This is a genomic window from Flavobacterium sp. LC2016-01 (genome assembly GCF_009711135.1).
In the GTDB taxonomy this organism is placed as follows: domain Bacteria; phylum Bacteroidota; class Bacteroidia; order Flavobacteriales; family Flavobacteriaceae; genus Flavobacterium.
Map to the genome: position 1 here is coordinate 974,010 of NZ_WMIC01000001.1, position 26,680 is coordinate 1,000,689.

Genomic DNA, 26,680 nt, shown 5'->3' on the forward strand with positions numbered 1-26,680 from the left:
GTAAACTCCAGAGGAGTGCTATATTTATAGAAGTAATCGTGAAGATCTATTTTAGCTCCATCGGAGCGATATAGGACAAGGGATATCAAAGAACTTAAAACTCATTTCAAGAGTCGGAATGAGTTTTTTTATGCACAAAAAAGTCATTTTTGGATATTTTTATTGATTAAACACATCAAATGCGGCAATAAAATCAAAAATTTAAACTTTTATAAATCACTGTTTTTAAGTTTATTAAAACCAATTTAGAAGCGAATATAAATAAATTTGAAAAAAAATAAATTTAAACTTGACTAATTCGGTAGAATTAATATATATTTGTAGAGCAGAAAATTTCTGTAATGATACTTATCCAGAAAGACTGAGGGAATAGGCCCAATGAAGTCTTAGCAACCTGTTTCTAAATAAGGTGCTAAATCCTTCCGCGGAGACGGACAGATAAGAAAGATTTCCTTAAAATCTGAATAAGATCATCAATGTTAAAATCAATTCATTAAAAATGAAAACTAAGTCAGTTTTATTGCAAACCTATTCTGATCGTTTGAATTTATTCTTTCAAAAAAATAATCTTGAAGTTTTCCGAATGCGAAGACACTAATTTTTTTCACATTTCACATTTTAACAGCATTTGCTATGGCCTTTTAACATTGGCCCCGGAATTCTTTTGTCCAATTTAAATTTAAATCAACATGAAAATATTAAGCTTACTATTCACTAAAAATCAAAAAAAAATGAAAAAAATGTTACTCGGTTTTGCCTTATTGTGCGGATTAACGCAAGTGCAGGCGCAAGAAAATAATATACAGTTAAGAGGAACTGTTGCTGATACAGTGGTTCAATATGTTTACCTGCAAAAGTTTCACAACAAAATGTTTACTACGATTGATTCGGTAAAAGTAAAAGACGGAAATTTTAGTTTTAAAACTAAAGTACAAACGCCAGAATTATATGGTTTAACTGTAAATTCAGCAACTTCACCATTATACATTTTTCTTGAGAAAGAACCTATTACGGTAAAATTAAGTCCGAAGAAATATTACAATACTTCAACAGTGACAGGTTCAGTTTCACAAGATTTGTTTGAAACGTATAAAAAGGAAAAAGACCCAGAAATCAGCAAATTCATTACAGAACACCCAGCGTCGATTGTTTCTGCTTATGTTTTGTACAGAAACTGGTCGTACAGACTGACTCCGGAGCAAATCACACAGAATATTGCATTGCTGGATAAAAGCTTGCAAACTACGACTTATGTGAAAGAATTGAAAGAACTGGTTACTGTGCTCAGCGGATTAGCGATTGGTAAAAAAGCCCCAGATTTTACTTCTAATAATCCGGAAGGCAAACCAGTTCGTTTTTCAGAAAACCTTAAAGGATACACTTTAGTTGATTTTTGGGCTTCATGGTGCGGTCCTTGCCGAAGAGAAAACCCAAATATCGTAGCGGCTTACAAAGAATTCCACGATAAAGGATTTAATATAATCGGTATTTCTTTGGACAGAAAAAAAGAAAGCTGGATAAAAGGAATTCAGGATGATAAATTAGACTGGCTTCAGGTTTCAGATTTACTTTTCTGGAACAGTGCAATTGCTAAATTATACGGTGTAAGAGCAATTCCAGCCAATTATTTAGTCGATTCTAACGGAATCATTGTAGCAAAAAATCTTCATGGAGAAGAATTGCAGTCAACACTTAAAGCACTTTTAGAGAAAAAGATTTAAGAAACTACCCGCAATCTTGTCATTCCGAGGAACGAGGAATCTCCACGAGAAACTCCACAATCATAATCGACAATCTTTGTCGAGCTACTTGCGAAGATTTCTCCTTCGTCGAGATTACAAGATTGTGGGTAGTTTTTATTCCTCGGAATGACAAACAGAACTTTAAATAATACAATTAGTTAATTTTAAATGATAAGGAAATGAATGCAATTGAGACAACCAAGCCAATAGAGTTGGAGTGTTACTTCTCTAAATTTAGAGAAAACACGATAGGAGTAAATCATAGTTTTGAATCGGTTTATGGTGAGCAAAATTTGCTTTACGCAGATTGGGTGGCCAGCGGAAGATTATACGTTCCGATTGAAGATATAATGCTCAATAAAATTGGTCCAATGATTGCCAATACGCATTCACTTTCTAGTCAGACGGGAAAAACGTCAACTTATGCTTATCAGCATGCAAGGGAAATTATCAAGAAATCGGTTAATGCAAATGAATCAGATGTTTTAGTCACTGCGGGAACCGGAATGACGGCTGCTTTGTCAAAACTGCAGCGTATTATAGGTTTGAGAAAAAATTACGGGAATGAAAAGGATAAACCTGTCGTTTTTATTACGCATATGGAGCATCATTCCAATCAGGTTTCGTGGTATGAAACCAATGCCGATGTTGTGATTTTGCCTGCTGATGAAAACAACTTGGTTGACCCTGAAATTCTTTCTTCAGAAATAAAAAAATATGCTGATCGAAGCGTGAAAATTGGCTCGTTTACAGCTTGTTCAAACGTGACGGGAATTATTACGCCTTATCATGAATTGGCCAAAATTATGCATCAAAACGGTGGATTCTGTTTTGTTGATTTTGCAGCTTCGGCGCCTTACGTTAAAATTGATATGCACCCAAATGATCCTGAAGAACAGTTAGATGCCATTTTCTTTTCGCCTCATAAATTTTTAGGCGGACCGGGAACTTGTGGTGTTTTGGTTTTTAATGAAAAATTATACAAAGCTGAATTTCCAGATAATCCAGGAGGAGGAAACGTAAAATGGACAAATCCGTTTGGGAATTATTCGTATAGTGATGTAATTGAAGTTAGGGAAGACGGCGGAACTCCAGGGTTTTTACAGGTAATTCGAACGGCTTTGGCTTTAGAATTAAAAGAAAAAATGGGCGTGAAGCAGATTGCCAAAAGAGAAAAAGAATTATTGGATATCTGCTTTTACAGGCTTCAAAAAATTAAGGGTTTATCTATTTTGGGCGATTTAAAAAGCAAAAGAATAGGCTGTGTTTCATTTGTAATTGAAGATATTCACTATAATTTGATCGTAAGACTTTTAAATGACCGTTTCGGAATTCAGGTTCGCGGTGGCTGGTCGTGTGCGAGTACCTATGCACATTATCTTTTTAATATTGATGAAAAACGATCAAACGTGATTACAAATGAATTATCAGCGAAAAATCAAACCAATAAACCGGGCTGGGTTCGTTTGTCGCTTCATCCCATTATGACGAATGAAGAACTGTTTTTTATTTGTGATGCAATCGAACAAGTGGCTTTGAATTATAAGAAATGGCAAAAAGATTATTTCTATAATCCTGCTTCAAATGAATTTGAAAACCCTCAAATTACGGATACAATTACAAGAGAAGTGAACAATTGGTTTAAACTGGATTAAAATTTAGTCTATTATTTTGATAGGTTAATAAAAGTTTTAATGATTTTTGCATTAAAATTGAAATTAACTGTTTAAATTTGCAACCGCAATGAGAAAAAACGACCAGAATATGAAGAATTATTATAGCAGCAGTATAATGTGCTGTGATGTTGTAATGCACTTTGTTGATCTGGCTTTTATATAAAATAATAGTATTTATTTCTAAAGCCTTTCATGAATATTTGAAAGGCTTTTTTGTTTTTAAATTGGAATAAGAAATGATTGAATTAAAAAATGTAACTAAGACTTTTCATCAGAAAGACAGGATTGTCACGGCACTTTCAGATGTTTCGCTTACAGTTCCGCCGGGAAAAATCTTTGGCGTAATTGGAACTTCTGGAGCAGGAAAAAGTACGCTGATTCGCTGTGTGAATTTATTGGAACGCCCAACTTCGGGAGAAATTATTGTGGATGGGAAAGCTTTGATGAAGTTGTCAAACAGTGAACTTGCGATTGAAAGAAGAGAAATCGGAATGATTTTTCAGCATTTTAATCTGCTTTCATCTCGAACGGTTTATGAAAATGTTGCTTTTCCGCTGGAATTAGCTGGAATTTCAAAAAGCAAAATCAATACAAGAGTAGCTGAATTACTGCAGTTAGTTGGTTTGGCAGAAAAAGCAAACGATTATCCGGCAAGTCTTTCAGGCGGACAAAAACAAAGAGTTGCGATTGCGAGAACTTTGGCGAATAATCCAAAAGTGTTGTTGTGTGACGAAGCAACAAGCGCACTTGATCCTGCGACTACAAGATCGATTTTGAATTTATTGAAAGACATTAATAAACGATTGAATATTACCATTTTGCTGATTACGCACCAAATGGAAGTCGTAAAATCAATTTGTGATGAAGTAGCCATTATCAGCCATGGAAAATTAATAGAGCAGGGAAGTGTGGGCGAAATTTTTGCTGATCCAAAACACGAATTGACCAGAGAATTTATTTCTTCTTCACTGCATATTGATATTCCGGCAGTTTATCAGGAGAAATTAAAATCAGAAGATGATGGAAATCTAAATCCGTTATTGAAATTAGAAATGACAGGAAAATCGGTTAATGAGCCTGTTATTTCAGAAGTTTCAAGGCTTTTTGATACTGATTTCAAAATTGTCAGCGCACAAATGGATCAGGCTGGCGAAGTTAATTTTGGCGTTATGCTGATTGAACTTTCAGGAAAACGCGAAAATTATAACGCAGCAATTCAATATTTTAATTCAAAACACATTAAAACAGAAATTATAGGTTATGTCTGATTCAATTATAGATTTATTGTTAAAAGGAACTTGGGAAACCATTGTGATGACATTTGTGTCGGGCTTTTTCGGTTTTTTATTGGGACTTCCAACGGGAATTTTACTTTTCCTGACCCGTAAAAATCAAATTCTAGAACAGTCGGTTTTAAACAGAAGTTTATCGATTTTGGTAAATATTTTTCGTTCCATTCCGTTCATTATTTTAATCGTTTGGATGATTCCGTTTACGCGTGCTATTGTTGGAACTTCGATTGGAGTAAGTGCGGCTTTAGTTCCGTTAAGTATAGGTGCAGCACCTTTTATTGCGCGTTTGGTCGAAAACAGTCTTTTGAGTCTGCCGTCTGGCTTAATTGAAGCAGCAAGAGCTTTGGGTGCAACGCCATTTCAAATTGTATATAAAGTGTTGCTTCCAGAAGCTTTGCCTTCTTTAATAAATGCAGCTTCCATTACCTTAATTACACTTGTAGGTTATTCTGCAATGGGGGGAGCCGTTGGAGCAGGAGGACTTGGACAAGTTGGTTATCAATATGGATATATTGGTTATGATGCTGTAACCATGAATTCTGTTTTGGCTTTGCTGGTCATTTTAGTATTCGTGATTCAGTTTGCAGGAGACCGATTATCAAAACGATTTGATCATAGGTAATCAATTAATAATTTATAGTTAACAATTAATAATTAAAATACATGAAACTAAATATTTTAAAAACAGCTGGAGTTTTGGCTTTGGCGCTTGTTTTATCAAATTGTGGGAAAAGCAAAAACAATGATCCGCATTTTATTAAAGTTGGAGTGGCTTCTGGACCCGAATTAAAAGTGGCTGAAGCAGCTAAAAAAGTAGCAAAAGAAAAATTCGGATTAGAAGTTGAATTGGTTTCTTTCAATGATTATGTAGTTCCAAATGAAGCTTTAAGCCAGGGAGATATTGATGCCAATGCTTTTCAGCATAAACCTTATTTAGATGAACAATCGAAACAACGCGGTTATAAACTGGCGATTATCGGCAAAACATTTGTTTACCCAATTGCAGCGTATTCGAAAAAAATAAAAAACCTTTCGGAATTGAAAAACGAAAGCACAATTATTATTCCGAATGACCCAACAAACGGAGGACGTTCTTTATTGCTTTTGCAGAAAAACGGTTTATTAAAATTGAAAGAAGGCGTTGGATTGCTTCCTAAAGTAACTGACATTGTAAGCAATCCTAGAAATTTAAAGATATTAGAATTAGAAGCGCCACAATTGCCACGCGCTTTAGATGACGCTAATGTTGCTATAGCAATTATTAACAATACATTTGCTTCTGCAGCAGGTTTGGTTCCTTCTCGTGATGCTTTATTTGTTGAAGATAAAGAATCGCCTTATGTAAATTTGGTTGTAAGCCGTGAAGACAATAAAAACGACGAAAGAGTAAAACAGTTTTTACAAGCTTTTCAATCTGCTGAAGTTGAAAAAGCTGCAGAGCAAGAATTTAAAGGCGGTGCTGTAAAAGGCTGGTAATTTAAAAAATTATGATTTTCTGCTAAGCGGAGTAGTAACTTAATAAAGCACACAGATGACGCAGATTAAACGGATTTTCACTGAGTATTATTTAAAAATCCGTTTTTATCGATTTAAATCTGTGTCATCTGTGTGCTATTTGCAAGATTAGTACAAGTAATGCATAACCATACAAATATTTCAGATAAAAAAAACAGACAGTATCAATTTTGATGCTGTCTGTTTTTCTTTTTTAGATGAACTTGATGTAATTTTTCTTTTTTATTCAGAAGAAGAAATTATAAGTTTCAATTTTAACAGTTAGGTATTGCTTTTTAATCAAAAAGCAGCGAAAATCTTATGATTGTTAAATTTAGGTCTAGAAATATCCTTTTAATAAAAATGATGCATTTTAAGCCGTTCAAAAACATTAGGTTTCATTTTATAATATGAAACAGACTTGCTCTAAAATAATATCTTTTAAGAATTATTGTAGCTTAACTTTATGAAGTATTAGAATATGTATGTTGTTGGAATGTAGTTTTTTATAAAACATTTTAGTTTTTAATTTCTTTTGTTTTAGGCAAATTCCGAATTCATTTAATTTTATAAATTGTATAGTATGTCTGTTCCCAAAGAGTTATATAATTTAAAGTTTTCAGAATATTTAGAATCTCTAAAGGTTTTATATTCGTCAGATGATAATTTTAAAACAATCTGCGATGATTATTGCGCAAGCACACTCAAAACAGAGAAGTACAAAATGAAATTCGAGAAATATTTTCAATACAAACTCGAAGCTGAAAATTTAGCAAAAGAATTAGAAGAAGAAATTTTAATTTATCTGATTAGAAATGGATGGGACAAAAAATAAATGTTCATAGAATTTTTTTTAGTTATTTAGTTAGTAAGTTACAGAATCTCATTTCATTAGAAATGGGATTTTTGCGTTTTAAAGATTTTTTAATTCCGAAAAAAACAAAAAATTTAATTGCATAAAACTTTTTCTGTCTTTTAAATTGAAGTGACTTTTTAAATGTTTAAAACCGAAATCAACGACAGTTTTAACGATTGTTTAAGGCTGTTTTTTTTATTGCTTTTTTGAAATAACAGTATTTTCAATACTTTACAGGTTTATTTTTCAAAAAAATCAGGCTTTTTTATGATGTTGCAAATTATAAAATGAAACAAAAAGTTGAATTTTTATGTGGGTTTACTTCGTAAATTTATAATCATTTAGCATAAAATCCGAAAAAATTAAATGTCCCGTTAAAAGGACGCTATATTTTACTAAGATTAGTACTACGCCAAATATTTTTTTATCTGCATTTAATAAACGCCAATACCTTCTACAAGCAGCGTTACTACCTGAATTTAAATGCCCAGTTTCTTATAAATATCAGCCCAGCTTTAGCCCCTATAATTAAGTTCATTAGTTGTAATCAAACAATTTTAAACTATAGTTATTATGAAAAAAAAGTGTTTAAGTATGGTCAAGATAAGGTATCTAGCCATTTTAATTTGCTTTCTGACCATAAACCTCATACATGGTCGAGATGATGGCGTAAAAAAAACATCAGAAAAGGAGATTATTGTACTTGATTGTAACTAAATAAGATTCTGAATCAAAAATTATTGAGATACTGAAATTGTAAAAAATAATTACTGATAGTTCTAAAAATAAACCAACAAAAAAATAGAAACCATGTATAAAAAAATACAATACATCATACTGTGCGGTTTGTGTATTACCTCTTTACAAGCGCAGACGCGAACAGAAAAAGATCTTTTAGGCGACAAGCAAATTCCTAATAATGCCTATTACGGTGTTCAAACGGCCCGCGCGTTAGAGAATTTTCAGATAAGCGGCATGACAACACAATTTTATCCTGATTATGTAAGAGCTTTTGCGATGGTAAAATTAGCTGCTGCAAGAGCAAATGCTGATGTAGGCCGACTTAAAAAAGACAGACTCGCTGCTATCGAAAAAGCCTGTCAGGCTGTTATTGACGGAAAATATCACGATCAGTTTCTGGTAGATTTGTATCAGGGCGGTGCAGGTACATCTGCAAATATGAACGTTAACGAAGTTCTCGCCAATATTGCTCTCGAGATGAGCGGTCATAAAAAAGGGGAATACCAATTTATCGAACCTCATGATGACTTGAATATGGGACAATCTACTAATGATGTTTACCCAACTGCGATAAAAGTGGCATTACTGCTTCATAACGATAAACTGATCAAAGAAGCCGAATTGCTTTCGCAGTCATTTCATAAAAAAGGAGATGAATTTAAAGATGTTCTAAAAATGGGACGTACAGAAGGGCAGGATGCTGTGCCAATGACAGTTGGTCAAGAGTTTCACGCTTTTGGAAATCAGCTTGATGCCGAAATTAATGCTTTGCGCAAAGTCGAAGTGTTTTTATGTGAGCAAAATATGGGAGCTACAGCAATTGGTACAGGTATTACAGCTTCACCAGGTTATGCTGAAAAAGTAGCCGTTCATTTGGCTAAAATTACAGGAAAACCTATTGTAATGAGTAAAGATCTTATTGCGGCAACCACCAGCCAGCAAGGATTTGTAATGTATTCATCGACGCTTAAAAGCATGGCTGTTGCATTGGCAAAAATCAGCAGCGATCTTATTATTCTGGCTTCTGGGCCTCGTTCAGGTATTTTTGAAATCAATTTGCCGGCACTTCAGCCTGGATCTTCAATTATGCCCGGTAAAGTTAATCCTGTAATGCCTGAGCTTATGGGCCAGCTTTGTTTTAAAGTAATAGGGAACGATCTAACTGTAACTTTAGCCGCTCAGTCTGGTTTATTACAATTAAATGCTTATGAACCAATTGAGGCCATTGCAATGATGGAATCACAAGGACTGTTTTTTAAAGCAATGCCATTATTCAGAAAAAATTGTATTGACGGCATTACAGTAAACAAAGATATTTTAAACCATTACATGGAAAGAAGTGTTGGTATTGTTACCGCTCTAAATCCTGTATTGGGATATGAAAAAACAACAGAACTCGCAAAAGAAGCACTTGCTACCAATAAAGGAATTCTAGAACTTATTCGTGAAAAGAAACTGCTGACTGAAGACCAAATCAAAAAACTTCTGGATCCTGCCAGCTTAACAGGTCAAAAATAACTCTCAACTTAAAAATCAATAACCATGAAATTAAATTTAATATTTTTTAAGAAAATCTTTTTGCTGCTATTGTTATCGCTTAGCATCAGTATGTTTGGACAGGCGAAGCCTAAAGTACTTATTCTGGCGACAGGAGGAACAATTGCAGGTGCTGCAAAAACAGGTGTACAGTCTGGTTATACTTCGGGTCAGGTTACAATTGATGCTATGGTAAATGCGGTTCCAGATGCTATGAAGCTTGCAGATATTAAAGGCGAACAGATTGCAAATGTTGGATCTCAGGATATGTCATTTGAAATTATGATGAAAGTCGCAAACAAAATTAATGAACTGGCTTCAAGCAAAGATGTTGATGGTTTTGTGATCACACATGGAACTGATACTATGGAAGAAACAGCTTATTTTTTAAATCTTGTTGTAAAAACAGATAAACCTGTAGTACTTGTGGGTTCAATGCGCCCCTCAACAGCGATTAGTGCAGACGGACCTTTAAATTTATATAATGCAATCGCTGTAGCTGCAGATCCAAAGGCAAAAGGGCATGGCGTACTTTTAGTAATGAACGATTGGATTCATTCTGCTCAGGCACTCACAAAAGTGAGTACTACTGCGGTTCAGACTTTTATGTCGCCAATACGCGGGCTTATCGGAACAACATCTTATGGAATAAATGATTTTTACCATTATCCTGATCAGAAATATGGAAAAACTTCTGAATTTGATGTAAAAGGCGTTACCGCTTTTCCGCGTGTTGATATTATTTATGCCGATGCTGATATGAAAGCCGATTTAATAGATGCATCGATTGAAAAAGGAGCAAAAGGAATTGTAATTGCAGGAGTTGGAAATGGAAATATGAATAAAGAATCGCTCGATGCCTGTGCAAGAGCGAGCAAAAAAGGAATTATCGTAGTAAGAAGTTCGCGCGTTGCAACTGGAATTGTAGGACGTAATGTAGAATGCAATGATGATGAATTAGGACTTATTGCATCTTATGGATTAAATCCGCAAAAATCTAGAATTCTATTGACAGTGGCATTGCTTAAGCCTAGAAAATTGGACGAGCTCCAAAAAATATTCTTGGAATATTAAGATTCTAAGCGAAAACTATAACAGTTTCATTTTTTTATAATTGGTTTAGTTAATGATGGCCGAATAGGTTTTATTATAAATGGTTTAATAAAACCTATGAAGCTGTTTTAAAATATTTTGTATGCTTGACGCTTTTTTATTTGGTCTGCTGGCAACATCTTCCTTAATTCTGGGAGGAATAATTGCTATCCGATTTAATTTAAGCGACAGTCTTATCGGGAAAATTATGGGATTTGGAGCAGGAACTTTGATTTCGGCCATTTCTTATGAGTTAGTTTTTGAAGCCGTAAAACTTGGAAGAGGAAGCAATTATCCCACATTTGGTTTTTTTAGCGGCGCTTTATTATTTTATGGCGCTGACCGGCTTATTGGTCATTTTGGGGCTAAAAATCGGTTAAAAATCGGTGCAGCCAAAGAATCAAATTTAATAGTTCCAATGGTACTTGCCATAATACTCGACGGAATTCCAGAATCAATTATTATAGGATTAGGTTTTTTCAAACATCAATCAGGAAGTTTAGCGATGCTGGTTGCCGTTTTTATTTCAAATCTGCCTGAAGCCATTGCGGGTTCATCTGGAATGAAAAAAGGAAACTGGAGCAATATGAAAATAATTTTGCTCTGGATATTTATAACGCTTTTGTGTGCTCTGGCTTCGGTAACAGGTTATGCTGTTTTTGGAGATGCCTCAAACGAATGGCTTTCCTTTATTCAAGCTTTTGCAGGCGGTGCTATATTAATGATGCTGGCAAACTCAATGATTCCAGAAGCTTATGAACACGGACATAAATCGGCAGGAGTTTATACCGTAATCGGATTTTTTGTTTCGGTTTGTGTGGTGGTTTACGAAAATATGGGTTAGTGTTTTTTAGATTTAAAAAGCTTCTCCAATTCTAAAATAAATTCCCCAATCGCCTTTTCCCACGGCACCGTCAAGACCAACATTGAATTTTTCGTTTTTAAAGGCGCGGTATCGATAACCAACGCCAGCTCCGGGATATAATTTCCAGTCAAAACTTGGCGTATCAGAACCATAAATAGTGGCTACGCCGGCAAAACCAACAACCCCCATTCTTTTGTGAAAGTTATATCTGTATTCGCCTTGTAAAGCCATAAGTCCGTCACCACGGTATTTTCCTTCAGAATAACCTCTTATATCCTCATTTCCAATGGTAACCTGCTGTTCAAAAGCAATGTCTCCCAATCCGAATTTACCTGAAAAACGTGCCGCAAGTACATCAGTTTTATCACGCATCGGGAAATAAGTGTTGTACTCTGAAATAATTTTATTGGCACTAACATCATTACCAAACCACTGAGGATAACTGATCCATCTTACTCTTGCTTTATTCCCCATGGTAGGATAATAAACAGCGTCTCTAGTATCATAAAGCGCAATGACTTGCAGGCCATTTGTGTGAGTAGTAGAGGCGGGTTGAATATCATCCTGATAAGTTGTATCATAATGTGCATACGCATAACCGATGCCGGCATAAAACGATTTGAATACTTTTCGGAGTCCACTCACACTAATCAGAGTTGTTTTTGTTCCGTAATCATAAAAATCGCCAGAATCAAAATCATCATTGAAAAATTGTGAATTTTGATTTCCAGTTATAAAAAAAAGCTGAGCGCGCCATTTGTCTTCATCAAAATGAAATTTATTGAACGAACAGATAAAATAAGATTTGTTTGTAGTATAAATGGCACTTAGACCAGATAATGATTTTGGCGAAATGGTATCAGTTTTATCGGTTTTGTACATCATCATTGGGATAGCACCAAACATAAAATCCAGCGTTCTGTTATAACTGATGTAAGGCATTACATTAAAATCAATATTCTTAGGCTGCCCCTTTGCTGTTGTAGTACTATCAGCTTTTTTTGATTGTGCCAATGAACCAAAAGAAACCAGTAAAAGAGATATAATTATTGAAATTTTCTGCATGTAGATGTAGATGAAATTAGGAAACAAAATTGTTTGTCATCTAATTTAAAACCTATTTATTTTTTATAACTGCCAAGTGTGATTTAAAGTGTTTCATTTTATAAAATGGAACAAGTTATTGCAATTTCCTTATTAGGAATTCTCTACATTTATTTATTATAAAATAGTAATTAAAAAGTTTAGAACTCTATTTATGTAGTTAAAAATCAATGTAATAATATCAGTTTTAAATGCGTAAAATTCGATGAATTATTGTCAGTTAAAAGATTTTAAATTAAAGATTTTGGCTTTGGCCTGCTGTTGTGTCAATTTAAGTTTTGGCCAGCAGGATAGTCTTGGAACAGCAAAAACAATAAAATTAGATGAGGCAATAACATTAGGAATTCAAAATAACCGTCAGCTTAAAATGGCCAATACAGATTTGGCTATAGCCAATGAAAATGTGGGACAGGCAAAAATTGCTAAAATGCCACGCATTGGTTTAAATGGAGGCTATACGTATATAGGTGATCCTAAAATCTATAAAGGTTTTTACGAGAGCAATATTTCAGTAGATTATTACAATCATCAGGCTTTCGCCAATATTATTTCGTCACTGCCAATTTACGCCGGAAGGGCCATTAACAAAAGAATTGATCAACAGGAACTTTTAAGCCAAATGCAGGAATCGGTTGTAAAAATGACCGAAGCCGATGTAAAAAATGCAATTACAGAACAATATTTTACACTCGAGAAATTATACAGACAGATTGAAGTGACGAAGCAAAATATTATAAACACAGATCTTCGAATCAGACAGTTAAAATCGCGTGTCAATAATGGGCAAAATATAAAAAGTGACCTATTAAGAACAGAATTACAGCAGTCAAATTTTAAAGTTTCTGTTTTTAGAAGCAGAAATACTATAGAATTAATCAGCAATTATCTGGATATTTTAATTGGTTTTCCCACAAATACAATTTTAAAACCGGTGGTGACAGAAAGTATGCTTCCAACAGAAAATCTAAATCTGCAGGAAAGTTTAGACGAGGCTTATCAAAACAGAGAAGAAATAAGGAGAGCCGAAATTAAAATTAAATTATCGGAATCATCTTTGAGTTTGACCAAAAGCGGTTTTATGCCCAATATAAATGCTAACCTGATTTTGAATACCGAATATCCTGCACAATGGCCCAATTATGTAAATATTTTAAATTATTGGGCGGCGGGCGTTTCGTTAAATTGGGATGTTTCGAGTTTTTATAATTTAAAACACCGCATTTCTGGAGACAGGCTTGAAGTGGATAAAAGCAATATAGCATTGCAGGTGACTAAAGATCAAATAAGTACGGAAGTAAAAAATGCTTATGTACGATATGCCGAAAGCAAAGAAAATATTAAAACCTATAAAAAAGATGTTGAGCTGTCCATGAGCAATTATAAAATTGTAAAAAGCCGTTATGACAATGATTTTGCATTAATCAGCGAAATAGTTGATGCCGAATTACAGTTGAACAACTCCCGAATTTCATTGGTTAATGCCAATCTTGATTTAATTATTCAATATTATTCGCTGCAATACGCAATGGGAAAACTTTAATGTAAAAGATTATGAGCGAAGCAAATACACAAAATGAAACCAATCTGAAGGATAAAAAGAGAAATACCATTCTTACCGTGCTGTCTTTTGTTTTTTTGATTGCCGGAGGTGTGTGGATTTTGAGTTTGTTTTTTGATTTCAGTACTTATGAAACTACTAATAATGCTCAGGTTGAAGCTTATATCAACAGTGTTGCAGCAAGAGCAACGGGACATATTAAAGAAATCAGGTTTGAGGCCAATCAGTTTGTTCATAAGGGCGATACGCTTGTAATTCTTGATGATTCGGAATATTTTATAAAAGTAATGCAGGCCGAAGCAGATTTGGCTATAGCCGAAGGAAATCTGCATTCATTGGAACAAAATATTACAACATCGGCATCTAATCAAGCATCGGGAAAAGAAAAACTGGCGGGCGACATGGCAAGTCTTGAAAAAGCGCAGAAAGATTATCAGCGTTTCAAAAATATGTATGCTGATTCGGCTGTGACTAGAAACCAATATGATCAGGTGATTTCAAAATTAAAATCGGAAGAAGCTTATGTAAAAGCGGGTCAAAAAAGTCTTGATGCAAGCACCTCGATAACCAAACAAAGCAGCATTAATTTAGAAGCAGCCAGAGCAACAGTTGCCCGAAAAAAGGCTGATCTTGACGCTGCAAAGCTTCAATTATCATACACAGTGGTCATAGCGCCGGGTGATGGATATGTAGGTGAACGAAATTTGTCTATTGCTGAATTAATAAATACGAATCAGACTATTGCAACAATTGTTTTGAACGAAAAATTATGGGTTTCGGCCAATTTCAAAGAAACCCAGATCGAGAAAATAAAACCCGGACAAGAAGTAACCATTACAATTGATGCGCTTGACGGAAAAGAGTTTAAAGGAAAAGTAACCGGATTTTCGCCAGCAACTGGAGCCAAGTTTTCGATGGTTGAACCTGATAATTCAACCGGAAATTTTGTAAAAATCACACAGCGGATTCCGGTAAGAATTGAGTTTGAAAATCCTGCAAAGGACTTGCGCGATGTAAGACCAGGAATGAATGTAACAGTCGATGTAAAAAAATAAAAGATGATTGCAGGAAAAAAAGGAAGCATTTTTACCCTTTTAGGACTTTATATCCTAACCATTCCTTTTTTTAATGGACTGAATGTCACCGCTTATGATAATTCGCAGATTATGGGGCACTTTGGGGCTTCGACTACGGTTTTTTCCTATTCTGTTTATATTCCCATTTTTGTTATGCTTGCTTTTATGCCTTTAGGGTTAAAATTAGGAAAGCAAATCAAGATCAGGACTATGATTTTGTCGGCCGGTTTTTTGTCGCTGATTTTCAATACCGCTTTATTATTTGTATCAACGATCGAATGGTTTGTTTTTTTTAGATCGCTTTTAGCCATAATATCGGTCATTGGAATATTTGCTTCTATGGTTCCTATTTTACTAAAATACAATCCTGTTTTTAATATGGCTTTGCTGTACGGAATTCTGCAGTTTATTCAAAAAGGAAGTCAGCATTTGTATCAATATTTTGGCGCTCATTTTACCAGTTTTCATAATTGGACTTTTGGGATTTACTTTTTAAATGTCAATTTTTTAATCTGCATTATTTTGGCTTGGTTTTTTTATAAAGCGGATGTTGCACCGATGAAACAAAAATTTCAGTTTGATTGGAGAGGGTGGATTATCATGATTTTATTTTTCATCCTTATTCTCTTTTTATGTGCCGAAGGTCAGACTAGAAATTGGTTAAGTGACCCGAAAATCGCATTAGCAATAGGATTTCTATTTATAACAGCCGGAATATATCTGTTTCACGTTCGTTTTACAGAAGATCCAATCATCAATCCAGATGTTTATAAACATAAAAATGTGGTTATTGGCGCTTTTTTGATGTTTTATATCGGAATTATTAATGGAACGGGAAGCGTTGTAACGGGTTATATGACAAACGTTTTAGGATTTGACCCCGTGCTTAATGCGCTGACCCACTTGGCATTGCTGTTTGGTTTGTGTTTGTCGATTCCGCTTTGTACTTATTTGTTGTATAAACGAATTTATCTGGCAACTATCTGGATTATTGGCTTTGCCTGTTACGGATTATATCATATCGTGCTCTTTTTCAGATTTTATCCCGGAATCGATTCGTCTGATTTCTTTCTGCCCTTAGTTTTTAAAGGTATCGGAATGGGATTTCTTTTTCCTGTTTCCTTATTATATATTTCTGAAGGCGTACCGCCGCAATTAAGTACTTCAAGAATGATGAGCGGTATCATTGCACAGGCCGTTTTTGCTTCACTATTAGGCGGTGCTATTTTAGGAACTTTTATTTCGAATATGAATGTGCTGCATAAAACCGGACTGAGCCAGCAATTGTCAGAGACAAATAAGATGGCACAGAATCAATTGGCCAATTCAAAAAGAAATTTTTTATACATGGGATTATCGGATGCTGAGGCGCAAAAAAAGGCCGAAAAAAGTCTTTCCAATCAAACCTCGCAAGCTTCTATTTTATTAGCCTATAAAGATGTTTATCTCGTCATGTCGGCGATATGTTTTTTGCCCATTTTTATCATTCTTCTCTTTAAACTTTGGCGCAGGCCAATAGGAAAAGTAGAAGTAGAGCCAATACCAATCTAATTTATATAAAGCAATTAAATTAATAAAATGAATTATTATGATAGGAAATAAGAATCGCCTTTTATATCGTTTATGGGCAGAAGAAAGTGGGCTGGGAGGTATGCTTATCTTGCTTTTCATAATGCATTTTATTGCCATTCCATTTTTTGGAAGTTATCCCCGCTTTATGGTGGGACTAAATATTTTTTGGATGCTGTTTTTATTTGCGGGAATTTTTTCGCTTTCAAAACATAAAAAACAGGCGTTTATTATTTCAATTATTCCCATTTTGTTTGTTATCATTCAGTGGATTGATTATTTCAATAGAAATATCATTATTTTATTTGCAGACCTCTTTTTGACTATAGCGGTTATGGGACTTTTAATTATGCTGGTTTTAAGAAAGGTTTTAGAACCCGGACCCGTTACAACTTACCGTATTATAGGCTCAATAGTAGTATATATGCTTCTGGTTCATCTTTGGTGTACCCTGTATTTATTTCTTTTTAGGCACATCGAGGGGTCTTTCAACATAGTTAAATCTCAATTTGAAAGTAATAGCGATCAGGCCAGTTTTATGTATTTCAGTTATATCAGTATTACTTCTACAGGTTTTGGCGAAATAGTGCCGCTGCATCCTTTGGCGCGCTCTTTAGTTCAGATCGAAGTTCTTACTGGAGTTTTATATCCCGTAATCTTAATAGGAAGATTGGTTTCTGATGCCAATTTTTCTATCAAAAAGCAAGAATAATCAAATTAAACCAATCATATCTAAATCAAAATAAACATGGAAACTTCAAATTCAAATTCAAATAAACGCAAAGAGCTCTTTGATACTATTTTACAGTTATTTTTCATTTTCCTCATTGTTGGATTCTGCCTAAAATTACTGTTGCCATTTTTTATGCCGATTCTTTGGGCAGTAATACTTTCGGTTGTATTTCTTCCTTTATTTGATTTTTTACAGCGAATATTAAAAGGCCGAAAAACATTGGCCTCAATAATTATTACGATTGTAATTATTGCTATCATGTTAGTGCCTTTAATTTATTTTCTAAAAGCGGCAACAGCTAATTTTTTAGAACTGAAAAGCAGTTTTGATGCAGGAACGCTTAAAATTTCGCCACCGGGACAATCCATAAAAGAATGGCCGGTAGTAGGGAAACCTTTGTATGAATTTTTGCTTGCCATGTCAACCGATTTGGAGCAGGGTGTTATTAAATATCAGGACCAAATAAAAGAGTTTTCGACAAAAATTATGGGCAGTATTTTAAGTTCAGGTGCGGCATTTCTGCAATTTATATTGTCGGTTATTATTGCTGGTATCTTGTTAGTAACACCTGGCGCTAAAGTTTTTGCTATGAAATTCCTTAAAAAAATCGCTGGGAATGAAGCAGATGAAATCATGACTATTTCTGTTTCGACTATTTACCAAGTGGTAAAAGGAATATTAGGCGTTGCCGTGATTCAGACCATTATTCAGGCGATTGGTTTGTTTTTAGCCGATATTCCATATGCCGGAATTTTGACTTTAATATGTCTGATATTCTCCATTTTACAGATTGGGCCGATCATTATTAATATTGGCGTAATCGTTTATTTATTTTCTACAGGCGATTCGGGTTACGCCATTTTCTGGACGATATTTTTCATCATCAGCGGATTATCTGATAATGTTTTGAAACCGTTATTACTTGGTAAAGGTGCTCTTGTGCCCATGCTTGTTATTTTCCTTGGAGTTATAGGCGGATTTATTATGTCAGGATTTATAGGATTGTTTGTTGGGCCAATTGTTTTTTCAATTGGATACAAACTGTTCATTGCTTGGGTTAATGATCATCAAGAACCAATTGTTGATCCTTTAGAAATTCCAGAACCTTTAGAATAAGTTTGTTTTGAATTAGTATATAAGTAAAAATCCCACTTTTTGAGCGAAGTGGGATTTTTGATTTTAGTCTTAAAAGTTAATTTTTTATCCAACACATAGTCCCGAATCTAAAGCTATGTTTCTATGTGTTAAAATAATTTTGCTCAACGAATTAAGTTACTCTTTATACAAAACAATGGTAGCTTTATAACCAGTTCCAACATTCCATTGGCTGGATTCAATAACAGCGCCTTTGTCGTCATATACTTGAAATTCGGCTGTATTTGGTGATGCTGATCCTTCGTTTAAAGCTTCAAAATCAATTTTATTAATTCCGGGAACCAAGGTAATTTTAAAACCTTGATATTCTCCATTCATTGTAACTTCGGGCTCAATTATCTTATCGTTTAAATATACTTTAATTTTATCGCCGTCTACAAAAGCGGCGTCGCGATAACGAATTGTTGAAGTAAAAGTTGATGTTTTAAAACTTCCCAAAAATTGATTTTGTCTGTAAAAAATACCTTCTACGTTTGCAGGTGACTTATACAAATTAGTATCCTTAAACAATTCTTTTGGATCAATTTTAGAAGGATCCGGTTTTTCAACAGGCGCTGGCGGATTAACTTTTGGAGCTTCTTCTTTTGGCGGCACAACTTCTTTTGTTTTTGGAGTTTTCGCCGGAATTGACTTGTATTTGTTATCCAGTTCTTTTTGCGCATAACCTTGAATCGAAATCCCGATTACAAGAATTAAAGACAAAAATCCTATTCTATTTTTCAATGGTAATAAATGCATATATTCTTTAAATTAAATTTGTTTATCTCTATAGGTATAAACATTTAATTAAAGCATTTATTGCCTTTTACGCCAATTGATGTTATTGCAGAAAAAAAAGAAATAGGCTTTTCAAAATAAATTTTAAGGTATTGGTGAATTTAAAGACCCTTAGTAAAAGATATTTTTCTAGCTTAAAAAGCACATATTGACAACAATTGCACTAGCTAAAACAGCTATCTTTTCTTCATACTGTGAATAAATTGGCATGACACTTATTTTGTAGCTGTCTGTTGATGGAATACTATTTTTCATATTTCCGTTCCAGTTGTTGTGTATTGATCCAATCTGATTTTCGGAAGAATCATTAATAATAAAGTTGGATTTTTTCCATACATCACAGATTTCCGCAATTACTTTATTGGAAGTGTTTAGAATCTTGAATTCAGGTTTAGAAAAGCTGAAATTTCGATTTATTGCTCCTATTTTTTTCCCAGAAGCATCTTGAATTATAATTTCAGATTTTAAGAAATTGCCTCTTTTTAAAATAGTAGCTTCTAAACCGCCATTTGCACTTCTAATTTCAATATTAAAAGGAAGTATCGATTTGCTGATAATCGTTGGAAGTACTTTTTGAATTAAGCTGAATTTTTGTTTAATTCGGCCAATCCTTTCTCTTTTCTCGTTATAGATATGGCAATTTTCCTGTAAGCCATTTTTTTTGTCCACAAAATAGTTATTAATTTCAAAGAAATCTGAAGGCATATAATTGTAATGAGTTGGTTATTTGTTTTTGGTGCTCAAAATTATAATTTAAGTTACAGTTAAAAATAGGTAGAAATACCTGTTTGTGTGTCAAAAAACAAAATAAACAACAGTACTGAAAGAAATTAACTACACTGATAATCATTGTACTAAAATGTGCGATTCAAATTTTAAAAAAAAAAGAGTTTTTTAAAGTTGAAATTACATTTTAGTAATAATAAATTCGCTTCGTCTGTTCATTTGATGCTGTGCTTCGGTGCAAGGAACTCCGTTCGAACAATTGTTAACAAGCTTGGTTTCACCATAGCCAATAGCACTTTCGATACGTTCAGGCGCAATTCCCTGCGCAATAATGTAATCTCGGGTTGCTTTTGCTCTTCGATCTGAAAGTTCAAGGTTGTATTGATCATCGGCACGGGAATCAGTGTGGGATTCAATTTTAATGACAACCGTTGGATATTGCGTCATTAATAAAACCACTTTATTCAATTCAATTGCGGCATCATAACGAACTTCTGATTTATTGAGATCAAAGAAAATAATCCCGATTTTGATTTTCAGCAGACCATCTTTTCGTTCAATAAGAGCAGGATCAAGTCCAATGGGAACTTCGGTTATACCTGAATTTTCGGGTGTAACAATTGCTTTGGTGCTTGTTGTGAAATTATCTTTTGCCGCTTCAATTGTGTAAGGAGTACGGCATTCAATATTTTCGCTAAATTCAAATGTTCCATCAATTTTTGAAACCGTTTCCTGCAGTTTCTGATTTTCATTATTTTTAAGCGTTACAATTGCGCCCGGAATTTTTTTATTAGAAATGGCATCAAAAACATAACCGTCTATTGATTGTACACAGCTTCTTTCAAAAGAATAAATATCATCATCGCCTTTGCCTGTTTTTCTATTTGAACAAACAAAACCTTTATTGGTATCTTCATTTACGATATAGCCAAAATCGTCCATACTGCTGTTTAGCGGTGCACCGAGATTTACAGGATTTTCAAAAATTTCATTGTTTAAATGGCTTTCAAAAACATCAAGTCCGCCAAGACCCAAGAAGCCGTCAGAAGCAAAATAAAGTGCTTTATCTGTTATAAACGGAAACATTTCGCGTCCGCTGGTGTTTATTTTTTCGCCAAGATTTCTTGGATTAGAATATTTGTCTTTTCCTAAAATATCAACTACAAAAATATCAGCAGAACCAATTGTTCCGGGCATATCAGAAACAAAATAGAGTTTTTTTCCGTCTTTGCTGACAGTTGGCTGTCCAACGGAATAATTATCGCTGCTGAAAGGAAGTTCTTTTACATTTTCCCATTTAACAGATCCATTATCATTTTCTACAGCCGTTGCCGAATAAATTTTTAGATTATTTACACCTTTGCTGTCTCTTTTTAGTTTTCCATTGTAATTGTTTCGGGTAAAATAAATAGTTTGTTCGTCAGGCGAAAATGCCACACAGGCTTCATGATATTGTGTTGTGATTTCTTTTCCAAAACGTTCTTTGAAACTTACATTTGTCTGTTGCGGACTAATTTTTCCAAGCTGCATGTTTAAATACGGCTGATCGTTCCATCCGTATTTATTTGTTTTTAAAAAAGAAGAATCAACAGTTGTGGAGTATACTAAATCGCCTTTGTAAAACATTGGCCCCATATCAGAGTAAGCCGAATTAATTTCAAGATTTTCAAGTAAAAACTGAGGTTTCAGTTTTTTAATATCTTCGAGTGTTACTGTTTTAAGTGAAAAATTCTGCCCTCTGGAATCGGATGATTTTTGTTTTTCAGAAAAGTTTTTCATCCATTTTTTTGCCAATTCATAATTTTGAATGCCCTGTAAAGATTGTGCATAACGAAAATAGTATTCGGCGGAAACTTCAATTGGGTAATCAGAAAGCAATTTACTGTAGTATTTGCTGGCATTTTCCATTTGTGTATTGAAATAATAGGCGTCGCCGGCGCGCTGCAGCATTTCTTTAGAAGTATCCCCATTATTTATCGACATTTCATACGACTTTGCTGCATCTATATAGTACATTTTATCAAAAAGAGCATCGGCCGTTTTGTTCTTAGTTTGCGAATAAACCATTTGAATGGCCAGCAATACAAGTATAATAATTGTTCTTTTCATATAGGTCAGTATTAAAAGAATCTCGGAGATTTTAATCCTTTTTTGCGTGAGACTAATTCAAATCGAAGCATAATTTCGTGTGTGCCGCTGTTATAGTTCTGCAATTCAGTTGTGCTGTAATCATAGGCATAACCAACAGTAAATTGAGACGCAATCTGTAAAGCGGCCATAGCACTAACAGAATCTGATGTACGATAAGAAACGCCAAGCGTAATAACTTCGTTGAACATGAAATTGGCCGAAAAATCTGCAATTAAAGGAGCGCCGGATACATATTTTAGCAGCATTGCCGGTTTAAATTTGGTATTGGCAGAAAGATCAAATACGATTCCTCCAATTAAATATAAATGCATTCTTTCGTTCACAAGATCATCGGCAATATCATCATAATTATAGCGTTCCCTGGTCAGAAAATTTGGAATTGATAATCCGATATAATCGCGTTCGCCGTGCCAGTATAATCCTGCACCAACGACCGGTACAAATTTATTCGTTATGTTTTCACGAAACGCAACATCAGGATCACGGTGGCTTCCTTTTGTCCAGTCGATGTTTAAGACCCTGCCACCGCCTTTTACACCAAAAGACAATTTATGCGTTTCTCCAGATTGAATAGTATAAGAGAAATTGGCATCAATGAACTGTTCTTCTGAAGGACCAATCTCTTCACTGACCACAGACAAACCAAGTCCAACTTTTTTACCGATTGGCGTGTCAAGCGTAAAAGACTGCGTTGTTGGCGCTCCATCAAGACCAACCCATTGCGTTCTGTAAATACCTGTAATCGCCAAATGTCCCAACGATCCGGCATAAGCTGAGTTTACCGTGAGTGTATTATACATATACTGCGTGTATTGTGGTTCTTGCTGCGCATAAGTTCCCAATACAGAAAGCATTGTAATTATCGTAAAAACCTTTTTTATATCTTTAATCATAGCCAATTATTTTGGTTATCTTAATTTTTTAAATAAAGCCAGCCAGAAGTTTTTTCAGAACCATCTCCGAGATCCAGAATGTAGAAATAAGTTCCATCTGGAAGTGTTTTTGCAGATCCTTTTTCTTTACCGTCCCAAGTATTGTCGTAACCTTTTTTGAAGTACACTATATTACCCCAACGGTTAAATACGGATAGTTGATTATCTGGATATTGGGTGATACAATCAATGTAGAAAGTGTCATTTTGACCGTCATCATTTGGTGAAAATTCATTCCAAATTTTCAAGCAATTTGGTGACACCGTTGCATTGTCTTGATTGTTAGAGGCATTAGTATCAATTTGATCCATTGAAACCAGCTGAGCGATATTGAGATAATCTTTAAAATCAACAACTTTTAGATTTAAAGTCAGCGTTTGACTGCCTTTTGATGCAACACTTGGAATTGCCCAAATTCCAGTTGCGCTGTTATAAGTTCCAGATGTTGCAGAGGCAGATTCAAATTGATATCCTTTTGGCAACAGGTCTTTTACCTCAACATTTGTTGCGGTTAAATTTCCAAGATTTTCGGCTGTAACGGTAAAGATTACGCTGCTGTACATGGCGACATCGGTTTTGTCAACTTCTTTATTTATTGCGATATCTGTTGATGGAATATTGATGAATTCAGAATCTTCGTCATCTTCACTCTGATCACCATTGTCATTATTCGGTTTACTGTCAGGGTCAAATTGATTAGAAGCCGTAACCTGAGCCATATTTAGATAATCTTCATGATCAAGCCCTTTAGGATTAGCAACTGTAACTTGATAAGTCAGTGTCACGCCTCCAACAGGAACAGTCAAGTTTGCCCATTTTATGGTATTGTTAGCGAATATTCCTCCGTTGCTGATATTCGCAATATTGCGATAACCTAACGGAATTATATCATCGACATTAACGCCGGTTGCTGTGCTTGGTCCTTCATTGTTAAGCTGTAACGTAAACGTGATTACTTCATTTACATTTGCATTTTTATTGCTTACTGTTTTATCTAAACTTAAGTCGGCAACTGCTACATTAATTTTAAGACTGGCGTAATCATCTTCTGTTATAATGCCATTATTTGGAGTCGAGTCAGGATCGGGTAGATTGCTGGCAGTAATTTCGCTTGTGTTTGTGTATTCACCCGCAGCTCCTGTTGGAGGATTTACGGTTGTATATATATCCAGCGATTCATCATTACCTGCTGTTACAATACCGACATTCCAAATGCCGGTAATATAATTGTAAAGACCGCTAGTGGGAGCACTGGTAACATACCTGAATCCAGGAGGCAATAAATCTTTAACAGATACACCGCTGGCATTTGCAGGACCGTCATTTTTAACCGTAACAGTGAAAATAACAGTTGAACCAACATCGTAAGTGGCATTAGCATTTAATGCCGTTTTACTGAGAGATAAATCGGCCATCACGATTACTGGTGTAACAAAAATACTGTCATAGTCATCTTCTGTAATGATACCATTTCCTGGAGTACTGTCAGGATCATGTTGATCTGAAGTCATTATTTCGGCTGTATTTAAGTATTCGTCTGTGGTGCCAGTTGGAGCTTTCACAATTGCAGTTATCAATAAAGTATGGCTGTTTCCGGATAAAATAGTTCCCGGCGTCCATATTCCTGTTGCTGCATCATAACTTCCAGATGTCGAATTGAAAAATAAATATTGATAGCCTGATGGAAGAATATCTTTAATTGTTACACCGGTTGATGTACTCGGGCCATCATTGGTAACGGTAACGGTAAATGCAATTTGTGATCCAATAGCAGGAGTAAGGTTGTTGCCAACAACACTTTTCTCTATCGAAAGATCTGTTTCTGCTGGTACTGGTGTAAGTATTTGTGCATCCTGATCATCTTCTCCTGCCACATTGTTATTTGGAGTACTGTCAGGATCAAATTCATTCGAAGTATTGATCTCTGCGATATTAGTGTAATTACCTGTAGTATTGACCTTGACGCTTATTAATAAAGTTTCAGATTCTCCATTTGGAATTGTTCCAATATTCCATACTCCAGTTGAATTAAGATATTGGCCTGTTGTTGCACTATAAACAACGTATTCAAAACCGCTTGGAAGTATATCTTTTACGGTTACTCCAGTGGCTGTGTGTGGTCCGCTATTTTTTACTGTTATTTCAAATGTTACTGTTGCACCAAATATTGGACTTAGATTAGTTCCGACAACATTTTTTGTAAGTGATAAATCGGTATTAGGAGCAATAGGGATAGTTGTCGCAACAGCATAATCATCTTCTGTTGCAACTCCATTGTTTGGTGTTGAATTTGGATCTGGCAGATTGCTTGCTGTAACTTCAGCAATATTGCTATAATTGCCTACAGCATTTACGGTTGCTGTTATTTGTAAAGTTTGAGAATCACCATTGACTAAAGAACCAATAGTCCATTTTCCAGTTGTTCTATTATAAGTTCCCTTAGTGGCCGAGTAACTGCTGAAAGTATATCCCGAAGGCAATAAATCGGTTACTTCAACACCAGCAGTATTTTGAGGGCCATTGTTTGTTATAATAACTTCGAAAGTAACAGAAGAACCTATAAGCGGAGCCGGATTATCTACGGTTTTGGTCAATGATAGGTTTGCAGTTTGAGGGTTAGGAGTTGTTGAAGTCGTTGCATAATCATCTTCTGTAGTAACACCATTGTTCGGCGTTGAGTCAGGATCGTCAATACCTGCTGCGGTTACTTCTGCAATATTAAGATAATCTCCCGTTAGATTTACAGTTGCAGTTATTTGCAAAGTTTCCGATTTTCCATTGATTATGTTGCCAACTGTCCATAAACCTGTTGTTGGAGTATAAGTTCCAGTTGAAACTGTATATCCAGTAAAAGTATATCCAGTTGGAAGTAAATCTGTAACCTGAACATCTTTATTGTCATCTTTCCCATTGTTGGTTATTACAACTTCAAAAGTAACTTGAGAGTCCACTAATGGAGTTGCATTATTAACCGTTTTTGTCAAAGATAAATCAGATACAGGAGGCGGTGGCGGTGTTTCTGCTCTTGTGCCCACAAGTGCAATAGCATAATCATCTTCTAGATTTACTCCATTATTTGGTGTTGAATCTGGATCAAGAAGATCTGCTGCAGTAACTTCAGCTCTATTAACGAAGTTTCCAATAGCGTTTGCTTTCGCTGTAATTTGTAAAGTTTCTGATTGTCCGTTCATTAAATTTCCAATGTTCCATAATCCTGTCGCTGCATCATAAGTTCCCGTTGAGACGTTATATCTAATAAAGGTAAAAGCTGCAGGAAGTAAATCAGTAACCTGAACACCTGTGTTATTCTGTGGACCATTATTAGTTATAATTAATTCAAAAGTAATCTCAGTATTAATGATTGGTGATGAATCGCTGACCGTTTTAGTTAAAGATAAATCAGAAGATAGGGCAGTTGGTGTAATCGTTGCAGTAGCGTAATCATCTTCAGTTGTAATTCCGTTATTCGGAGTTGAATCAGGATCTGGTAAATCGCTTGCCGTTACTTCAGCAAAATTAAGATATACGCCAGAAGGATTTACAGTTGCTGTTAATTGTAAAGTTTGCGAAGCACCGTTCAATAAAGCGCCTACAGTCCATAATCC

General features: G+C 34.9%; 20 protein-coding genes and 1 riboswitch. Of the genes, 14 read left to right on the forward strand and 6 right to left on the reverse strand.

The features are described from left to right. The first annotated feature begins 345 nt into the window (after positions 1-345). Positions 346-445, forward strand: a riboswitch (SAM riboswitch). A 286-nt stretch (positions 446-731) separates the two neighbouring features. From GKZ88_RS04340 to GKZ88_RS04380, 9 genes are all read left to right on the forward strand, one after another. Next, on the forward strand, positions 732-1,721 hold the full coding sequence (locus GKZ88_RS04340; RefSeq protein WP_155101162.1) for a TlpA disulfide reductase family protein: 990 nt from the start codon (positions 732-734) through the stop codon (positions 1,719-1,721). 200 nt (positions 1,722-1,921) lie between these two features. After that, positions 1,922-3,397 (forward strand): aminotransferase class V-fold PLP-dependent enzyme, encoded by a 1,476-nt coding sequence (locus GKZ88_RS04345; protein ID WP_155101163.1) that lies wholly within the window; start codon positions 1,922-1,924, stop codon positions 3,395-3,397. Between the two features lie 257 nt (positions 3,398-3,654). Then, positions 3,655-4,686, forward strand: a complete 1,032-nt coding sequence (gene metN / locus GKZ88_RS04350; protein WP_155101164.1) for a methionine ABC transporter ATP-binding protein MetN — start codon at positions 3,655-3,657, stop codon at positions 4,684-4,686. Continuing rightward, the gene (locus GKZ88_RS04355) at positions 4,679-5,332 is read left to right on the forward strand and encodes a methionine ABC transporter permease MetI (protein WP_155101165.1); all 654 of its coding nucleotides are present in this window, start codon (positions 4,679-4,681) and stop codon (positions 5,330-5,332) included. Before metN ends, GKZ88_RS04355 begins: the two co-directional genes overlap by 8 nt. A 41-nt stretch (positions 5,333-5,373) precedes the next feature. After that, positions 5,374-6,186, forward strand: a complete 813-nt coding sequence (metQ, locus tag GKZ88_RS04360; RefSeq protein ID WP_155101166.1) for a methionine ABC transporter substrate-binding lipoprotein MetQ — start codon at positions 5,374-5,376, stop codon at positions 6,184-6,186. 601 nt (positions 6,187-6,787) lie between these two features. After that, entirely contained in the window at positions 6,788-7,039 is a 252-nt protein-coding gene (locus GKZ88_RS04365; RefSeq protein WP_155101167.1) for a hypothetical protein, read from the forward strand. Positions 7,040-7,870: 831 nt separating this feature from the next. Next, positions 7,871-9,319 (forward strand): aspartate ammonia-lyase, encoded by a 1,449-nt coding sequence (locus GKZ88_RS04370; RefSeq protein WP_155101168.1) that lies wholly within the window; start codon positions 7,871-7,873, stop codon positions 9,317-9,319. A gap of 24 nt (positions 9,320-9,343) precedes the next feature. Next, on the forward strand, positions 9,344-10,411 hold the full coding sequence (locus tag GKZ88_RS04375; RefSeq protein ID WP_155101169.1) for a type II asparaginase: 1,068 nt from the start codon (positions 9,344-9,346) through the stop codon (positions 10,409-10,411). Between the two features lie 121 nt (positions 10,412-10,532). Next, the gene (locus tag GKZ88_RS04380; RefSeq protein WP_155101170.1) at positions 10,533-11,273 is read left to right on the forward strand and encodes a ZIP family zinc transporter; all 741 of its coding nucleotides are present in this window, start codon (positions 10,533-10,535) and stop codon (positions 11,271-11,273) included. A gap of 12 nt (positions 11,274-11,285) precedes the next feature. On the opposite strand, the gene GKZ88_RS04385 is transcribed toward GKZ88_RS04380, so the two are convergent. Continuing rightward, positions 11,286-12,359, reverse strand: a complete 1,074-nt coding sequence (locus GKZ88_RS04385) for a BamA/TamA family outer membrane protein (protein ID WP_155101171.1) — start codon at positions 12,357-12,359, stop codon at positions 11,286-11,288. A 244-nt stretch (positions 12,360-12,603) separates the two neighbouring features. On the opposite strand from GKZ88_RS04385, the gene GKZ88_RS04390 reads away from it, so the two are divergent. From GKZ88_RS04390 to GKZ88_RS04410, 5 genes are read left to right on the forward strand one after another with little or no spacing between them, the layout of a single operon-like run. After that, positions 12,604-13,938: a TolC family protein gene (locus GKZ88_RS04390; protein ID WP_155101172.1), complete on the forward strand. Its 1,335-nt coding sequence runs from the start codon at positions 12,604-12,606 to the stop codon at positions 13,936-13,938. A gap of 11 nt (positions 13,939-13,949) precedes the next feature. Next, positions 13,950-15,011, forward strand: coding sequence for an HlyD family secretion protein (locus GKZ88_RS04395; RefSeq protein WP_155101173.1), 1,062 nt, complete (start codon positions 13,950-13,952; stop codon positions 15,009-15,011). A gap of 3 nt (positions 15,012-15,014) precedes the next feature. Beyond that, on the forward strand, positions 15,015-16,583 hold the full coding sequence (locus GKZ88_RS04400; RefSeq protein ID WP_155101174.1) for an MFS transporter: 1,569 nt from the start codon (positions 15,015-15,017) through the stop codon (positions 16,581-16,583). Positions 16,584-16,620: 37 nt separating this feature from the next. Further along, positions 16,621-17,313, forward strand: a complete 693-nt coding sequence (locus GKZ88_RS04405; RefSeq protein ID WP_155101175.1) for an ion channel — start codon at positions 16,621-16,623, stop codon at positions 17,311-17,313. 36 nt (positions 17,314-17,349) lie between these two features. Further along, positions 17,350-18,450 carry an AI-2E family transporter gene (locus GKZ88_RS04410; protein WP_155101176.1) on the forward strand — a complete coding sequence of 367 codons (1,101 nt, stop codon included), beginning with the start codon at positions 17,350-17,352 and terminating at the stop codon, positions 18,448-18,450. A gap of 156 nt (positions 18,451-18,606) precedes the next feature. On the opposite strand, the gene GKZ88_RS04415 is transcribed toward GKZ88_RS04410, so the two are convergent. The 5 genes from GKZ88_RS04415 to GKZ88_RS04435 form a co-directional block, all read right to left on the reverse strand. Continuing rightward, positions 18,607-19,227 (reverse strand): hypothetical protein, encoded by a 621-nt coding sequence (locus GKZ88_RS04415; RefSeq protein WP_155101177.1) that lies wholly within the window; start codon positions 19,225-19,227, stop codon positions 18,607-18,609. Positions 19,228-19,395: 168 nt separating this feature from the next. After that, positions 19,396-19,971: a phospholipid scramblase-related protein gene (locus GKZ88_RS04420; RefSeq protein WP_155101178.1), complete on the reverse strand. Its 576-nt coding sequence runs from the start codon at positions 19,969-19,971 to the stop codon at positions 19,396-19,398. A 201-nt stretch (positions 19,972-20,172) separates the two neighbouring features. After that, complete coding sequence (locus GKZ88_RS04425) at positions 20,173-22,101, reverse strand: OmpA family protein (protein ID WP_155101179.1); 1,929 nt, start codon at positions 22,099-22,101, stop codon at positions 20,173-20,175. A gap of 11 nt (positions 22,102-22,112) precedes the next feature. Continuing rightward, positions 22,113-23,036: a type IX secretion system membrane protein PorP/SprF gene (locus GKZ88_RS04430; protein ID WP_155101180.1), complete on the reverse strand. Its 924-nt coding sequence runs from the start codon at positions 23,034-23,036 to the stop codon at positions 22,113-22,115. A 20-nt stretch (positions 23,037-23,056) separates the two neighbouring features. Then, positions 23,057-26,680, reverse strand: a 3,624-nt coding sequence (locus GKZ88_RS04435; protein WP_155101181.1) for a gliding motility-associated C-terminal domain-containing protein, incomplete at its 5' end; no start/stop codon positions are given.

Excerpts from the sequence above, each read along its gene's own strand:
- GKZ88_RS04425 (WP_155101179.1), bottom strand. The coding sequence starts at position 22,101 with ATGAAAAGAACAATTATTATACTTGTATTGCTGGCCATTCAAATGGTT.
- GKZ88_RS04390 (WP_155101172.1), top strand. The coding sequence starts at position 12,604 with ATGAATTATTGTCAGTTAAAAGATTTTAAATTAAAGATTTTGGCTTTG.
- GKZ88_RS04410 (WP_155101176.1), top strand. The coding sequence starts at position 17,350 with ATGGAAACTTCAAATTCAAATTCAAATAAACGCAAAGAGCTCTTTGAT.
- GKZ88_RS04385 (WP_155101171.1), bottom strand. The coding sequence starts at position 12,359 with ATGCAGAAAATTTCAATAATTATATCTCTTTTACTGGTTTCTTTTGGT.
- GKZ88_RS04420 (WP_155101178.1), bottom strand. The coding sequence starts at position 19,971 with ATGCCTTCAGATTTCTTTGAAATTAATAACTATTTTGTGGACAAAAAA.
- metQ (WP_155101166.1), top strand. The coding sequence starts at position 5,374 with ATGAAACTAAATATTTTAAAAACAGCTGGAGTTTTGGCTTTGGCGCTT.
- GKZ88_RS04400 (WP_155101174.1), top strand. The coding sequence starts at position 15,015 with ATGATTGCAGGAAAAAAAGGAAGCATTTTTACCCTTTTAGGACTTTAT.
- GKZ88_RS04345 (WP_155101163.1), top strand. The coding sequence starts at position 1,922 with ATGAATGCAATTGAGACAACCAAGCCAATAGAGTTGGAGTGTTACTTC.
- GKZ88_RS04405 (WP_155101175.1), top strand. The coding sequence starts at position 16,621 with ATGATAGGAAATAAGAATCGCCTTTTATATCGTTTATGGGCAGAAGAA.
- GKZ88_RS04430 (WP_155101180.1), bottom strand. The coding sequence starts at position 23,036 with ATGATTAAAGATATAAAAAAGGTTTTTACGATAATTACAATGCTTTCT.
- GKZ88_RS04380 (WP_155101170.1), top strand. The coding sequence starts at position 10,533 with ATGCTTGACGCTTTTTTATTTGGTCTGCTGGCAACATCTTCCTTAATT.
- GKZ88_RS04375 (WP_155101169.1), top strand. The coding sequence starts at position 9,344 with ATGAAATTAAATTTAATATTTTTTAAGAAAATCTTTTTGCTGCTATTG.
- GKZ88_RS04340 (WP_155101162.1), top strand. The coding sequence starts at position 732 with ATGAAAAAAATGTTACTCGGTTTTGCCTTATTGTGCGGATTAACGCAA.
- metN (WP_155101164.1), top strand. The coding sequence starts at position 3,655 with ATGATTGAATTAAAAAATGTAACTAAGACTTTTCATCAGAAAGACAGG.
- GKZ88_RS04355 (WP_155101165.1), top strand. The coding sequence starts at position 4,679 with ATGTCTGATTCAATTATAGATTTATTGTTAAAAGGAACTTGGGAAACC.
- GKZ88_RS04365 (WP_155101167.1), top strand. The coding sequence starts at position 6,788 with ATGTCTGTTCCCAAAGAGTTATATAATTTAAAGTTTTCAGAATATTTA.
- GKZ88_RS04415 (WP_155101177.1), bottom strand. The coding sequence starts at position 19,227 with ATGCATTTATTACCATTGAAAAATAGAATAGGATTTTTGTCTTTAATT.
- GKZ88_RS04395 (WP_155101173.1), top strand. The coding sequence starts at position 13,950 with ATGAGCGAAGCAAATACACAAAATGAAACCAATCTGAAGGATAAAAAG.
- GKZ88_RS04370 (WP_155101168.1), top strand. The coding sequence starts at position 7,871 with ATGTATAAAAAAATACAATACATCATACTGTGCGGTTTGTGTATTACC.